Here is a 14,281-nt window from a genome sequence, read left to right on the forward strand (position 1 = left end):
AACAAACTCCATCAACGCTTAACTCATAAGCTTTTTTTAAATTATTATCTAAAACATCAAGTAAAAATAAAATTTTAGAGTCAAACATATAAAACTCAGCCATTTTTGAGGCAATTTTTGCTAATCTCTCATCTTCTATTAAAATATATTTTGCTCCTAGTGCATTAGAAAGTAAAATTTCTTCCTCATTCTTGGCATATATAGCAAAATCTATTTTTTCCTCTTTTGCACTTTTTATATTTTGTTCATTATAGTTAAAACAATTTACATTTGTTTTGATAAAAATATTTTCATAATAACTAAATTTTTGCATATTTATCAAAGGATGTCCAAAAATTAACATAATTTTTCCTTTATCTTTAAAAGACAATAATTCCTAAAGCCTTGATTAAAAATTTGATAATCTTTCAATTCTTGCAATTCATCATAAACTTCACTTCCTTTATAAAACAAAAATAAAGTATTTTTATCATAAAAACCATTTGAAATTTCTACCAAAGGTTTTACATCCATTAAAGCTCTTGAAGTAATTAAATCTACTTTAAAAGGTGGATAGTTTTGTAATTTTTCTTTTATGATATTTACATTTATCAAATTAAGTTCAGTTTTAACCACCCTTAAAAATGAGGCCTTTTTAGCGCTAGGCTCAAAAAGAAAAAATTCATTATCTTGCAAAATACAAGCTAAAAATAATGCAGGAAAACCGGCCCCGCTTCCAATATCAATGATCTTTTTTTTATTACTCAAATCATAAAAATCTAAAATTTTAACACTATCAATAATATTTTCATCTATATTTTCAAAATGAGTTAAATTATGTACAGCATTAAATTTTTCTAACAACTCTTTATAGAGCGTGATTTTTTTAAAAAAATCATCTTTATTTGCAAAATCTTTTAAAAAATTTAATTGCTCTTCGTATTTTTTCAATTTAGATGTCCCATTTGTGTATATTTAATTTCTAAATAATCTTTATTAAAACGATTTGCTTTTATTAAAATAGGCACTCTTAAATTAATTTTTTCTTTTAATGAATTTAGTTTTTCAGGATTATTAGTTAAAAGGTTAATTTTAGAAATCTTATAATGCTTAAGTATAAATTCTACTATTTCATAACTACGCTCATCTGCCTTAAAACCTAATTGATGATTTGCTTCTATGGTATTAAAACCCTTATCTTGCAAAGCATAAGCATTAATTTTATTAAAAAGTCCTATACCTCTTCCTTCTTGCCTTAGATAAATCACCATACCACCATGCTCTTGAATGTATTTTAAAGAAAAATCAAGTTGTTCTCCACAATCACATTTTAAACTTCCTAAAACATCCCCTGTTAAACATTCTGAATGGATTCTAATATTAACTTCTTTTTCCAATTTTCCTTTAAAAATACAAAGATGTTCTTTATCATTTTCTTTAAAACTTTGTATATTAAATTCCCCAAAACGAGTGGGGAGTTTTGCTATTTCAGAAATTTGAATAGTCATTATTTTACTTTACCTTTTTTATAAAAAATATGCTAGAATTTAAACAATTTTAACAAACAAAAAGGAAATTTATGTTTAAACGCTTTAGAAGATTAAGACTTAATGAGAATATTAGAAGCTTAGTAAAAGAAAATACCTTAAATTTAGATGATTTAATCTATCCACTTTTTGTTATCAATGGTGCTAATATTAAAAATGAAATCACGTCTATGCCAGGTGTGTTTCAAATGAGCTTAGATGAAATTTTAAAAGAATGTGAGGAGTTAATTAATCTTGGTATTAAAGCGATTATTTTATTTGGCGTGTTAGAAAGTTCCAAAAAAGATAGTTGTGGAAGTGATGCATTAAGCGATGATGGCTTGATTGCTACAAGTCTAAGAGCTATTAAAGCAAAATTTCCTGATTTGGTAGTAATTACCGATCTTTGTTTTTGTGAGTATACTGATCATGGGCATTGTGGTATTATTGATCCAAAAAGTAAAAGCGTAGATAATGATTTAACTTTAGAAATTTCAGCCAAACAAGCTCTAATTCATGCTAAAAACGGTGCAGATATGATAGCACCAAGCGGCATGATGGATGGTATTATTGAAACTTTAAGAAAAACTTTAGATGAAAATGGTTTTGAAAATTTACCTATTATGGCTTATTCTACTAAATTTGCTTCAGCCTATTATGGGCCTTTTAGAGATGTGGCTGATTCTGCACCAAGTTATGGAGATAGAAAAACCTATCAAATGGATTTTGCTAATGGTAAAGAAGCCTTATGTGAGAGCTTAGAAGATGAAAAACAAGGCGCTGACATCTTAATGGTAAAACCAGCACTTGCGTATTTAGATGTAGTAAAAGATATAGCAAATCATTCTAAGCTTCCACTTTGTGTGTATAATGTAAGCGGGGAATATGCTTTGCTAAAAGCAGGTCAAAAAGCAGGTGTGATTGACTATGAAAAAATAGTGCTTGAAACTATGCTTGCTTTTAAAAGAGCTGGAGCTAAGCTTATCATAACTTATCATGCAAAAGAAATTGCAAAATTATTAACAAATAAGGAGTGAGATTGAATAGTCTAAGCAAAAAAAGTTCTCAAGATATAATCAATGAATTATCTAATCATTTGGGCATAGAAAAACACAATCAAACTATATTTCATCTAACCCACATTAACGATAAAGAAAAAAAGTTAAGTCTAAAAAATGGCCATGATTTAGCACCCGAACCATGGTTTATAGTAGATGAAAATGATGAAGTTAAAACTATGTTTTCTGTAAAAACTCTGATTGAGTTTTTACAAAGTGCCAAAAAGATACAAAAGGATAATTTTGAACTTAAACTAGAAAAGGCTATCTATCAACAAATTCCTATTGACTTTAATGATGTATGGACAGTCGCAATGGATGAGATTAAACATCAAGTTTCCAAAGGTATAAAAGAAGTTAATATTGATTTAGATCAATTAATCAGCAATATTCATACAAAACATCCTAACTTATTTATAAACATGAAAGAAATGATGCAAAAAGGTAAAAAATGAGAGATTATAAAAATTTTGTTAAATATTCCAAAGCAGGACCTAGATACACTTCTTATCCTACTGCGGTAGAATTTAACACCCATTTTAAATATGAAGACTATATAAAAATTTTAAAACAACAAACAGCACAATTATCTTTATATTTTCATTTGCCTTTTTGCAGGAGTGCTTGTTATTTTTGCGGTTGTAATGTAATATATACCGCAAAAGAAGAAAGTAAAGAAAGGTATTTAAATTATCTTTTTAAAGAACTTGATCTTTTAACAAATACCATTGACACACAAAGAGAAGTAGCTCAAATGCATTTTGGTGGTGGTACACCTACTTTTTTTTCTGCTAAACAATTGCAAAGTTTGATTTTTAAAATAAAAAGCATTTTTCCAAATTTTACCCAAGATAGTGAAGTAAGTTGTGAAATTGATCCTAGATTCTTAAATGAAGAACAAGCTGATGTTTTAATTCAAAATGGCTTCAACCGTATTAGTTTTGGTGTGCAAGATTTTAACGAAAAGGTTCAAAAGGAAATTCATAGAATTCAACCTTTTGAACTTACCAAAAATGCAGTAGATATGGTAAGAAAAAAAGGGATAAATTCAGTAAATATGGATTTAATTTATGGCCTTCCTTATCAAAGTCTAGAAAGTTTTAAGCAAACTTTAGAAAAAGCACTGCTGATTAATCCCGATCGCTTTGCTATTTTTAATTATGCACATGTGCCTTGGCTTAAAAAAAATATGAGAAAATTTGACGAAAACACTCTACCAAGCCCTGATGTAAAACTTCAAATTTTAGAATATTGTGAAAAATTTTTAACTCAAAATGGTTATAAAATGATAGGAATGGATCATTTTGCAAAACCACAAGATGAACTTTTTAAAGCCTTAGAAAATGGTAGTTTGCATAGAAATTTTCAAGGCTATACTACAAAAGGCGGAACCGATTTAATCGGGATTGGCCTAACAAGTATAGGCGAAGGTAAAAGACACTATATGCAAAATTTCAAAGATATGCCAAGCTACGAAAAGGCTATCGATGAAGGTCGATTGCCTTGCGAAAAAGGTATTATGCTTGATGATGATGATGAACTAAGAAAAGCTGTTATTATGGAACTTATGAGTAATTTTGCTCTTAATATAAAAAATATTGAAAGTAAATTTAAGATTGATTTTTTTGAATATTTTAAGCAAGATTTAGAAGAACTCCAAAAACTTAATGAATTTATCAACATAGATAAAACTCATATCAAAGTTAATGAAACAGGAGTGCTTTTAATCCGTAATATTGCTATGTGTTTTGATAAATATTTAAAACGCATTAGCGAAGATAAAAAAGTTTTCTCTAAAACGGTTTAATATGTTAAATGTTAATGAAATTTCTAATGCTTGCGTAAAATGCGGAAAATGCATACCAGTTTGCACCATACATGAAATAAATCGCGATGAAAGTACTTCCCCTCGTGGCTTTTTAGATTTAATCAGTGCTTATGAAAACCAAGAACTAGACCTTGATAAAAATCTTAAAAAAATATTTGAATCATGTTTTTTGTGTACAAATTGCGTTGAAGCTTGTCCAAGCCATTTAAGAGTGGATAGTGCTATTGAAAAAGTGCGTTACGATATAGCACAAAAATTTGGCATTGCTTGGTACAAAAAACTTGCTTTCTTTTTTCTAAGACGCAGAAAAATTCTAGATATTTTAGCAAGATTTGGTTATGTTTTCCAAAGCTGTGCTTTTAGTTTACAACATAAAAATTTGGGAATGAAAGCTAAATTTAACCTACCTTTAATTAAAAAAGATCGTTTGCTTCCTTCTTTAGCTAAAAAAAGCTTTCTAGCTTCTAATCCTGATTTCATAAATAATCAAGGTGAAAAAACCATAGGACTTTTTATAGGCTGCTTGTCAAATTACTCTTATACAAATACGGGCTTTGCTTTGCTTGAAATTTGTAAACATCTTAAAATCAATGTAGATTTACTAAAAGATCAATCTTGTTGCGGCGCTCCTCATTATTTTACGGGAGATTTTAAAAGTGTAGAAATTTTAGCTAAAAAAAATATCGTTTATTTTGAAGAAAAATTAAAAACTCTAGATTATATCATTATCCCCGAAGCAACCTGTTCTGCGATGATTAATATAGACTATGAACATTTTTTCCACATGCAAAAAGATGAAGAATGGGCTATAAGAGCTAAAAATATTTCTAGTAAAATACTACTTGCAACAAAATATTTTTACGAATATACTAAGCTAGAAGAGCTTTTAAAAACAAAGAAAAAATTAAAGACAAAAATTGCATACCACGATCCTTGTCATGCAAGAAAAATGCAAGGTGTTTTTAAAGAACCTAGAACCTTGCTTAAACAAAACTATACTTTCAAAGAACTTATTAACTCAAATGAATGCTGTGGTTTTGGTGGTGTTAGTATGCAAACTGATCACTATGAAAAAGCTTTGCAAGTTGGTATAAAAAAAGCTCAAAATATACAAAAAAGCAATGTGGAGATTATCAGTGCAGAATGTTCAGCTTGTAGAATGCAAATTTCTAATGTATTAGAGCATGAAAAATCCTCTACACATTTTTTACATCCATTAGAATTGATAGCAAAAATACTTCAAGATAAAAATTAATCTTGAATTTTTATATCTTCGATATTTGATCTATTTTTTTCAATTAAAATTCTATTTTTTTCTATATTTTCACTATTTTTTTTACACTCGTTTTTCAAGATTTCAATATTTTTATATAAAATTTTTATTTTTCTCTCGTAACGATTTATCAATAAAAATACTATAAATAAAAATAAAATTAAAATAGCCCAATTTAAAAATGCCATATTTGCCCTTTCTTTAGATATATTAACACTTTTTATCTTAAACTAAAATTCTTTTCAAATTTGGAGAAAGTTTGACTAAAATTTCATAGTTGATAGTATTAAAAAAACTAGCCATAATATTTGCATCATTTAAAACACAAATTTCATCTTCATCATTCTCACAAGAAAAACTATCCATAGACATTTTTCCAAGCAATTTCTTACCATTAGGAAGAAAAAAATCTTGTTTTCCATCATAACGCAAAAGCCCATCTGCGTAACCTAAATCATAAGTTGCTATTTCAAGATCTTCTTTTGCATTATATACACCACCATAACCAACACTTTGACCTTTTTTCAACACTCTTTGGCTTAATTTTTCAGCCCATAAACTTAAAACTTTGCGTAAGTCTTTATTAAAATGTGCATAGCCAAATTGCACAAGCCCTACTCTACAATACTCATCGCACCCAAGCTCGCTTGCTCTAAATAATGCTTCAGAATTATGCGAATGAAATATAAGCTTTTTAGCTTCATCACAAAGCAAAGTATATATTAGCTCTTTAGCTTGTTTAAATTTTTGTTTTTGCACAAAATAACTAGCATCTATTTCATCACTTCCTGCAAAGTGCATCATCACTCCATGAAGTATTAAATTATTACTTTGTAGTTCTTGTATCACTTCTTGAATTTCTTCAGGTATAATTCCATTTCTATGCATATTTGTATCTACAACTAAATGAATTTTTATATTTTGCTTGAATTTTTTAATATCATTTTTATCATTTAAAGCATAAATAAATTTTTCACTTTCATTGCCATGTGGATGATGGGATAAAATTAAGATATTATCAAAAATATCTTCAAGCTCTTTTGCTTCAGCTTCATTTTTTACCGCTATAAAATTTATACCTTTTGCTCTAGCTATAGGAGCTAAAAGCTTAGCTCCATGTCCATAAGCATTATCTTTAAAAACACATATTACTTTTTGATAACCTCCTGCTTTAGAGGCTATCAAGTCAAGATTATACTCATAAGCCAAACGATCAATTTTTATATATGCCATTATTGTTCAGCTAAAATTTGCATTTTATCTTCAACTAGCTTAACATAAAGGACTTTTTCTCCTTTGAATTTATAGTTAGTGCTACGATAGTCTTCATAAAATCCTATTCTAAAAATTTTCTCATTTTTATCATTTGGATAAGGACTTATGCTAAGATCTGAAAATTTAATGCTCTTTTTTTCTCTCTTTGCAAAAATTCTTTCTTTATTTTTTGCAAATTGCTCATAAGTGGATTTATTATTATGTTTAAAAATTTTTTTATCATAAAAAGATAAATACTTATTTATATCACTTTTTTGCCAACTATCTTTCCAGGCAAATAAATTAGCTAGTAAAATCGCTATTTCATCATGAGTTGCTCTTACTTTATTTTTCTCTTCTGTCATTGCATAAGATTTTCTATCAGCTACTAATTTATTAAAATCTTCCAATAAATCATTATGCACAGCAATACAACCTCTAGTTTTATAAGTATCCAAGCGTGTTCCATCTAAAGGATAGCCATGAATCCAAATACCACCACCTGTTTTACCCAAAGTTTTATCTAAAACATTTGGGTAAGTTGTTGCAAATGCAAATGGGCCATAATATGGATCACCAGGATAAAATTTCTTTCCAAGTTCGTAAAAACCTATTGGAGTTTTTAAATCTCCTTCTACTTCTTTATCTCCAGCTAAACCTGTTAAAACATCCCTTTGGATAAATTTCTTTTCTACTTTTCCATCATTGTAGTGATAAACTCTAATAATTTTATCACTTTTATTTGTTAAAACTATTGCAACATTTTCCTCATAATATCCTAAACTAATATTTTTGTCTTTTATCTCATCAAGCCAAAAATCTTTTTTACTTAACTCTTGCTCCAATACCCTTTCAACTGCATCAATACCTTCGTTTAGATAAATTTTTGCAAGATTATTTGCATTTGCAAACACAGCCAAACTAAACAATGCTAATATAATTTTAAACAATTTTCACCTTTCTATTAAAAATTAAAACAACAAAGAGCTAATTATAATATTTTTACAATAAATATATTTTTAATTTTTTCCGTGTATAATGTTTACAAATAACCAAAAACAAAAAAAAGGAAAAATAATGAAAAAATTACTTAGTTTAGCCATATTAAGCACTTTTGCTTTTTCAAATCAAATTACTATAAATGATCCTTATGTAAGACAAACTCCACCTAATTCTAAAACAACGGCATTTTTTTTAGAACTTAAAAACAACTCCAACAAAGATATTAAACTCATAAAAGCTCAAAGTTCATTAAGCGATACAGCTGAAATTCATGATCATATTATGAAGGATGGTAAAAAAATGATGGTTCAAATTCCTCAAATCACAATAAAAGCTAATTCAAGCACTGAACTTAAACCTGGTGGGATGCACATTATGATACTAAATCTCAAAGAAAATATCACACCGCAAACAAAGGCCAATCTAACTCTTTATTTTGATGATAATAGCACAATTGAACTAAAAGATATCAAGTCAAGAAGCATTAAAAAATAATGAAAAATCTACTTGTCTTTGCCTTAGCTATAGTCTTTGCTATATGCGGGGCTTATTTTTACACCAATTCATCAAATACCGGAAAAAAGAGAGAATTAATTACCACTTTAACACCTCTAACATGTGATCTAAACATTCAAGAATGTGAATACAATTTTAAGGATAAAAAAGTCTTAGTAAATTTAAATCCAAAGCCTATTACTACATTAAATGAGCTTGATTTAAATATTACCAATTTAGGTGAGTTTAAAAAACTTAATGCTAGGGTTTATGGACTTAATATGTATATGGGAGATATTGTTCCACAATTTAAAAAAATAAACAATACTTATCATGCTAAATTAGTTTTAAGTTCTTGCACGCTAGATATAATGCGTTTTAGAATAGAGCTTTTTGATGATGAAACTCCACTAGGTTTTTATTTTGACTTTGATGTAAAGAGGTAAAATTTGAAAAAAATAAATATTTTTTTATTAATTGTGGTAATTTTTGGAGTATTTTTTATATCTGTGCAGTATTTTGAAAACAACAAATACAATTTTCACTTAAATTCTGAAAAAGGCATACTTAGTCTAAAAGATTTTATCGGTAAAAAACTAATTGTATATTTTGGCTATACATATTGTCCTGATGTCTGTCCTAGTGAGCTTGCCTTGATTGCTAATGTTTTAGAAAAAATGCCAAATAAAGAAAAAGCTCATGTGATATTTATCTCACTAGATCCAGCAAGAGATAGCAACTTAACTCAAACTAGCCAATGGGTTAAGTATTTTTACCCAAATTCAACTGCATTAGTTGCTAAAGATGAAAAAGAATTAGAAAAAGTTACTAAAAATTATGGCGTAATATATGAAAAAATCAATCTTAAAGATTCTGCTATGGGATATTCTATAGCACATAGTGGCGAATTTTATTTGATTGATGAGAATGGAAAATTTATTAAAACCATTAAAGATATCAGTTATGAAAACTTTTTCAATGAAATTCAAAAATTCTTAAACGAATAAATTTTTCAATTTATTCGTTTCTTAAAGTATCTAAAATATCTACTTGTGTTGCTTTTTTAGCAGGATAATAAGAAGACAAGCTTACAATCATAATAGCACCAAAAATCGTAGTACAAAAATCAACAAAAGAAAGCTCCAAAGGTAGCTTACTCATACCATAAACATCACTTGGTAAAGAAATAATGTCAAAATTTCCAAGTACCCACAAAGCAATAGCTGCAAGTATCACACCTGCTACGATACCACTTCCACCTATCAAAAATCCTAAAGAAAAAAATGTTTTTTTAATCTCTAACTTACTAGCTCCCAAAGAAAGCAGCAAAGCTATCTCGCTACGACGATTCATTACTATCATTAATAAAGAACTTACTATATTTAAACTTGCAACCAAAATAATCAACATCAATACTATAAACAAAGCTCTTTTTTCTAAAGCTAATGCTGCAAAGAAATTTCCATTTTGCTCCCACCAGCCTATACTAGCATATCTTGCACCCAAGAAAGCTTCAATTTGTTTAATATCCTCAAAAGGCTTATTTGAATATACATGTACCCCATCATAACTTCCTTGGGGATATGACAAAATCTTAGCTAAAGCTTTTACATCTGTATACATATAAGCTTTATCATAAGCTAACAAACCTGAAGAAAAATCAGCCATAACATCAAATCTTTTAACTTTTGGAATAAGCGAAAGTCCGCTTGCATTAAGATTGGAAAAAATTAAGGTAATTTTTTCATTATAATCAAGTCCAAATTCATCTTTTAAACCCTTACCAATTAAAATATCAAAATTATCTAATTTTTTATCTTCTAAAGCTTGAGCTACTACCTCATTGATCTTTTTTTCATCTTCAAAATTAACCCCAAAAAGCATACCGCCTTCCAATTTTAAATCATTTCTTGCTATAACCTGAGTAGCAATATAAGGGCTAAATAATAAATTTGGAAATTTACTTCTTAATTCTTGCAATAATTTATCATCTACATTTGCCCCAAAACGCGGTAATATAGTGATAGGGTAATTCATAGTAAAAAGTTTTCTCTCAAATTCTTTATCAAAGCCATTCATAATAGCCATTGCAACTAAAAGCACACAAAGTCCTATACTTACACCTAAAAAGGCTAAAATTTTTGAAAGCATAATAAAGGGTTGATCTTTATCAAAACGCAGATATTTAAATAATAAATAACGAGGGATACTTTTATACATCTTTTACTCTTAATATTTTTTTAAGTATTTTAACTTGATTTTTATAAAAGCAAGCTTTGTATTTATTTAAGATAATATACAAAGGCACTATTATCATGAAATTCAACTATAAATCTTAGTGGCAAAATTCTCACATAAGTTTCACTTTGTACACTTGCTTGTTCACTTTTTACAAAGTCTTTTACATCTATTTTTGAGTTAAAAAAGCAATCAATTAAATCATTTTTGTGAGCATTTAAAAAGTTAAATTTATCTAGCTTTGTCATCTTTTCTTCAGCCACCATACCAAAATCATTGCGTATTAAAGACTTCAAATCACTTGGTGTATATGCTAACTCACAAGCATATTCTAAATTTTTATTTTTACTTTTAGTCATAGCCATAGAAATAGTTTCATTTTGATGATAAAGAATAAAATTTTTATTAGAAAGTTCTGCCCAAAATATAAATTCATCTTGGGCAGTAGCATTAAAAATTATGAGGATTAATAAGCAAACAATTCTTTCCACTTGTCAGCATCAATTTTAAGTTCTACATTTACTCTATAAAGACCATCTTTAAAGTCTTGATCTACAACACTTGCATTTTTAATCAAACCATTTACCTGTGCTGTAATAGTTGAGCTTTTAAGCATTGCATCTTTTACTGTATCTTTACCATTAACTCTGACACCATACAACTTACTTGCTAATTGTCTATAAGCATCGGTAATTGCCGCTCTTTTAGCTAAAGCCAAAGCTTGACCAACTGAAACCGTATTTAAAGGAGCAATGCCCTCACCCACCGCTGTAAAAGTTAGATCATTGTCTGTGCTTGTATCATTTGCAAGCATTTTTTCTTCTCTAATGATGTTACGCACATCATCTTTATCAACTTTTTGAACCACAACATCAGAATTTGCTGCTTGAGTCTGATTTGGATTCACACCTCTTTGATCTAGTGCACAAGCACTAAAACCCAAAGCTAAACAAAACATAAAAATAACTTTTTTCATTTTTTACACCTTCAATTTATTTGATTTTATTAAAACAGCAAAAAGCATTCCAATAATTTTACTATTCTAAATTTAAATCCATATTAGTTTCAGCATCTAACTCCTCATCTTCTTCTTTAGGACACTTAGCAATGCTTACAACCTCATCATTTTCAACATTAACAACAATTACACCACTTGTATTTCTACCTGCTTTTCTAATGCTTTGCATATCAACGCGTATCATCTTACCACTACTTGTTAATGCCATTAAATCCATACTTTCATCAACTATGACTATACCGATTAAATCTTTTGTTTTGGCAGTAAGTTTCATACAAATAACACCCTTACCACCTCTACTTTGAAGTCTATATTCTCCAGCATCAGTACGCTTACCTATACCTTTTGCACTTACGCTTAAGATTTCTTGAGCGTCATTTTCTATAACAACAGCACCCACAACCTCATCATCTTTTTCTTTAAATTTAATCGCAGTTACCCCTCTACTTACACGGCCAATCTCTCTAACTTTAGCAAGTGGGAATTTAATGCACATACCTTTTTTAGTAACCGCAAAAAGCATTTTACCAACGATAGTATTATCAAGCTCTTCATTAGGTTCAAGCATTTCATTTTCTAAATTTTCTTCATAATTTTGTTCTTGAGTTTCATTTTCATCTCTTGCTACGATAATTGCAGTAACAAGTTCATCATTTTCATCTAGATTAATCGCTTTTACACCCACGCTTCTAATGTTTTGATATTCACTTAAATTTGTGCGTTTTACGATACCATTTTTAGTAAAGAAACATAATGATTTACTTTCATCAAAATCAGTGGTTGGAATAATTGCCATGATTTTTTCATCTGCTTGTAAATTAATGAGATTGACCACAGCTTTGCCTTTAGCAGTTCTACTTCCTTCAGGAATTTTATAAACCTTAAGCCAATAAAGCTGTCCGCGATCAGTAACAAACATCAAGGTATCATGTGTATTTGCCGTAAAGAAACTTTCTATAAAATCATCATCATAAGTTGTAACTGCAACCTTGCCTTTACCACCGCGTTTTTGTTTTTCATATTGCTTACTTGGAACACGCTTAATATAGCCACGATGAGTGATAGTAACTACCATATTTTCATTTGGTATTAAATCTTCTATATCAATATCATCATAGTCTTCTTCAATTTGAGTGATTCTTGGTACATCAAATTTTGTTCTGATTTCTTTTAACTCATCTTTGATTAAATTTTCAAGCAAAGTTTCGCTTTTTAAAATTTGATCAAGCCTCTCTATTTCTGCTAATAATTCCCTTAATTCATTATCAATTTTTTCTCTCTCAAGACCTGTTAAACGGCCTAATTTCATATCTAAAATAGCATTAGATTGAAGCTCGCTTAGACCAAATTTTTGCATTAATAAATTTTTAGCCGTTGGGTTATCAGGAGAGTTTTTAATCAAAGCTATCACTTCATCAATATTATCTAGCGCAATCTTCAAACCTTCTAAAATATGCGCTCTAGCTCTAGCTTTTTGCAATTCATAAATAGTTCTTCTAATAATTACAGTTTTTCTATGATTTAAGAATAAATTTAAAAGCTCAATTAAAGAAAAAACTTTTGGCTCTTTATTATGTATAGCAAGCATAATCACACCAAAAGTGCTTTCCATGGTGGTAGATTTAAAAAGATTATTCAACACAATCTCACTCATAGCATCGCGTTTTAGCTCAATCACCACGCGAATTCCTTCTCTATCACTCTCATCTCTAACTTCAGCAATACCTTCGATTTGTTTTTCTTTGGCAAGTTCAGCGATTTGCTCTATTAATCTTGCTTTGTTAGTTTGATAAGGAAGTTCATCTATTACAATAATATCTTTATTAGCTCTTTTTTCTATATGGGTCTTTGCTCTTACTTTTACCCTGCCACGACCTGTGCGGTATGCTTCTATAATACCTTTTTTACCAAAGATAATACCACCGGTTGGAAAATCAGGTCCTTTAATAAATTGCATTATTTCTTCTAAACTTGCGTTTTTATTATCAATTAAATAAAGCAAACCATCAATAAGCTCATTTAAACTATGCGGAGGAATATTAGTAGCCATACCCACTGCAATACCACTTGAACCATTAAGTAATAAATTTGGCACCCTAGCAGGTAAAACATCAGGCTCACTCATAGAATCATCATAATTTGGTATAAAATCAACCGTATCTTTTTCTATATCACGCAAAAGCTCTTCAGCTAAAATCGTCATCCTAGCTTCAGTATAACGCATTGCAGCAGCGCCATCACCATCAATAGAACCAAAGTTTCCTTGCCCATCTACGCTTGGATAACGCATAGAAAAATCTTGCGCCATTCTTACTAAAGCATCATATACAGCTGTATCACCGTGTGGATGATATTTACCGATTACATCACCCACTATACGCGCTGATTTTTTGTATGCACTACGACTTCCAACACCTAAATCATTCATAGCATATAAAATTCTTCTATGAACAGGTTTAAGCCCATCTCTAGCATCAGGCAAGGCACGGCCTATAATAACACTCATAGAATAATCTAAATAACTACTTTTTATAGAACTTTCTATATCTATATTTTCAATATCTGAATCTTTAGTAAAAATATTTTCCATAAAAATCCTTAAAATTAATG

At 29.1% G+C, this 14,281-nt stretch carries 17 protein-coding genes; 7 read left to right on the forward strand and 10 right to left on the reverse strand.

Going from position 1 to position 14,281, the window contains the following annotated elements; genetic code table 11:
• From L8X97_RS07140 to ribA, 3 genes are all read right to left on the reverse strand, one after another.
• Nucleotides 1–343 (reverse strand): hypothetical protein (locus tag L8X97_RS07140; protein ID WP_263662956.1); only part of this gene is annotated, 343 nt, incomplete at its 3' end.
• Nucleotides 337–930 carry a 16S rRNA (guanine(527)-N(7))-methyltransferase RsmG gene (gene rsmG, locus L8X97_RS07145; protein ID WP_263662957.1) on the reverse strand — a complete coding sequence of 198 codons (594 nt, stop codon included), beginning with the start codon at nt 928–930 and terminating at the stop codon, nt 337–339. The genes L8X97_RS07140 and rsmG, both read right to left, overlap by 7 nt.
• Nucleotides 927–1,487, reverse strand: coding sequence for a GTP cyclohydrolase II (gene ribA / locus L8X97_RS07150; protein ID WP_220567283.1), 561 nt, complete (start codon nt 1,485–1,487; stop codon nt 927–929). Before ribA ends, rsmG begins: the two co-directional genes overlap by 4 nt.
• A 71-nt stretch (nt 1,488–1,558) precedes the next feature.
• On the opposite strand from ribA, the gene hemB reads away from it, so the two are divergent.
• The 4 genes from hemB to L8X97_RS07170 are packed head-to-tail and all read left to right on the forward strand — an operon-like array spanning nt 1,559 to nt 5,646.
• The gene (hemB, locus tag L8X97_RS07155) at nt 1,559–2,542 is read left to right on the forward strand and encodes a porphobilinogen synthase (protein ID WP_133319823.1); all 984 of its coding nucleotides are present in this window, start codon (nt 1,559–1,561) and stop codon (nt 2,540–2,542) included.
• Nucleotides 2,543–2,544: 2 nt separating this feature from the next.
• Nucleotides 2,545–3,018 carry a DUF2603 domain-containing protein gene (locus L8X97_RS07160; protein ID WP_263662269.1) on the forward strand — a complete coding sequence of 158 codons (474 nt, stop codon included), beginning with the start codon at nt 2,545–2,547 and terminating at the stop codon, nt 3,016–3,018.
• Nucleotides 3,015–4,370 (forward strand): oxygen-independent coproporphyrinogen III oxidase, encoded by a 1,356-nt coding sequence (hemN, locus tag L8X97_RS07165; RefSeq protein ID WP_263659633.1) that lies wholly within the window; start codon nt 3,015–3,017, stop codon nt 4,368–4,370. Before L8X97_RS07160 ends, hemN begins: the two co-directional genes overlap by 4 nt.
• Nucleotide 4,371: 1 nt before the next feature.
• Complete coding sequence (locus tag L8X97_RS07170; protein WP_263662958.1) at nt 4,372–5,646, forward strand: (Fe-S)-binding protein; 1,275 nt, start codon at nt 4,372–4,374, stop codon at nt 5,644–5,646.
• On the opposite strand, the gene L8X97_RS07175 is transcribed toward L8X97_RS07170, so the two are convergent.
• Genes L8X97_RS07175 through L8X97_RS07185 form a run of 3 tightly spaced genes read right to left on the reverse strand, consistent with a single transcriptional unit; the run spans nt 5,643 to nt 7,868 of the window.
• Nucleotides 5,643–5,852: a hypothetical protein gene (locus L8X97_RS07175; protein WP_133319819.1), complete on the reverse strand. Its 210-nt coding sequence runs from the start codon at nt 5,850–5,852 to the stop codon at nt 5,643–5,645. The genes L8X97_RS07170 and L8X97_RS07175 overlap by 4 nt on opposite strands.
• Nucleotides 5,853–5,889: 37 nt before the next feature.
• A complete protein-coding gene (locus L8X97_RS07180) occupies nt 5,890–6,897 on the reverse strand; it encodes an alanine racemase (protein WP_263662959.1) in 1,008 nt (335 codons plus the stop codon).
• The gene (locus tag L8X97_RS07185) at nt 6,897–7,868 is read right to left on the reverse strand and encodes a L,D-transpeptidase family protein (RefSeq protein WP_133319817.1); all 972 of its coding nucleotides are present in this window, start codon (nt 7,866–7,868) and stop codon (nt 6,897–6,899) included. Before L8X97_RS07185 ends, L8X97_RS07180 begins: the two co-directional genes overlap by 1 nt.
• A 127-nt stretch (nt 7,869–7,995) precedes the next feature.
• On the opposite strand from L8X97_RS07185, the gene L8X97_RS07190 reads away from it, so the two are divergent.
• The 3 genes from L8X97_RS07190 to L8X97_RS07200 are packed head-to-tail and all read left to right on the forward strand — an operon-like array spanning nt 7,996 to nt 9,422.
• Complete coding sequence (locus L8X97_RS07190) at nt 7,996–8,415, forward strand: copper chaperone PCu(A)C (RefSeq protein ID WP_133319816.1); 420 nt, start codon at nt 7,996–7,998, stop codon at nt 8,413–8,415.
• Complete coding sequence (locus L8X97_RS07195; protein WP_133319815.1) at nt 8,415–8,861, forward strand: hypothetical protein; 447 nt, start codon at nt 8,415–8,417, stop codon at nt 8,859–8,861. Before L8X97_RS07190 ends, L8X97_RS07195 begins: the two co-directional genes overlap by 1 nt.
• Nucleotides 8,862–8,864: 3 nt before the next feature.
• Complete coding sequence (locus L8X97_RS07200; RefSeq protein ID WP_263662960.1) at nt 8,865–9,422, forward strand: SCO family protein; 558 nt, start codon at nt 8,865–8,867, stop codon at nt 9,420–9,422.
• A gap of 10 nt (nt 9,423–9,432) precedes the next feature.
• Here the strand turns inward: L8X97_RS07200 and L8X97_RS07205 are convergent, their stop codons facing one another.
• The 4 genes from L8X97_RS07205 to gyrA all read right to left on the reverse strand — a co-directional run bounded on the left by L8X97_RS07205 (nt 9,433) and on the right by gyrA (nt 14,261).
• The gene (locus L8X97_RS07205) at nt 9,433–10,635 is read right to left on the reverse strand and encodes an ABC transporter permease (RefSeq protein ID WP_263659638.1); all 1,203 of its coding nucleotides are present in this window, start codon (nt 10,633–10,635) and stop codon (nt 9,433–9,435) included.
• Nucleotides 10,636–10,697: 62 nt separating this feature from the next.
• Nucleotides 10,698–11,144, reverse strand: coding sequence for a hypothetical protein (locus L8X97_RS07210; protein ID WP_263662961.1), 447 nt, complete (start codon nt 11,142–11,144; stop codon nt 10,698–10,700).
• Nucleotides 11,120–11,629, reverse strand: a complete 510-nt coding sequence (locus tag L8X97_RS07215; protein WP_133319811.1) for an LPP20 family lipoprotein — start codon at nt 11,627–11,629, stop codon at nt 11,120–11,122. Before L8X97_RS07215 ends, L8X97_RS07210 begins: the two co-directional genes overlap by 25 nt.
• A 61-nt stretch (nt 11,630–11,690) precedes the next feature.
• On the reverse strand, nt 11,691–14,261 hold the full coding sequence (gene gyrA / locus L8X97_RS07220; RefSeq protein ID WP_263662962.1) for a DNA gyrase subunit A: 2,571 nt from the start codon (nt 14,259–14,261) through the stop codon (nt 11,691–11,693).
• Nucleotides 14,262–14,281: the final 20 nt, after the last annotated feature.

Origin of the sequence: Campylobacter sp. CNRCH_2013_0671h, from assembly GCF_025773055.1 — a bacterium.
Taxonomy (GTDB): domain Bacteria; phylum Campylobacterota; class Campylobacteria; order Campylobacterales; family Campylobacteraceae; genus Campylobacter_D; species Campylobacter_D lari_D.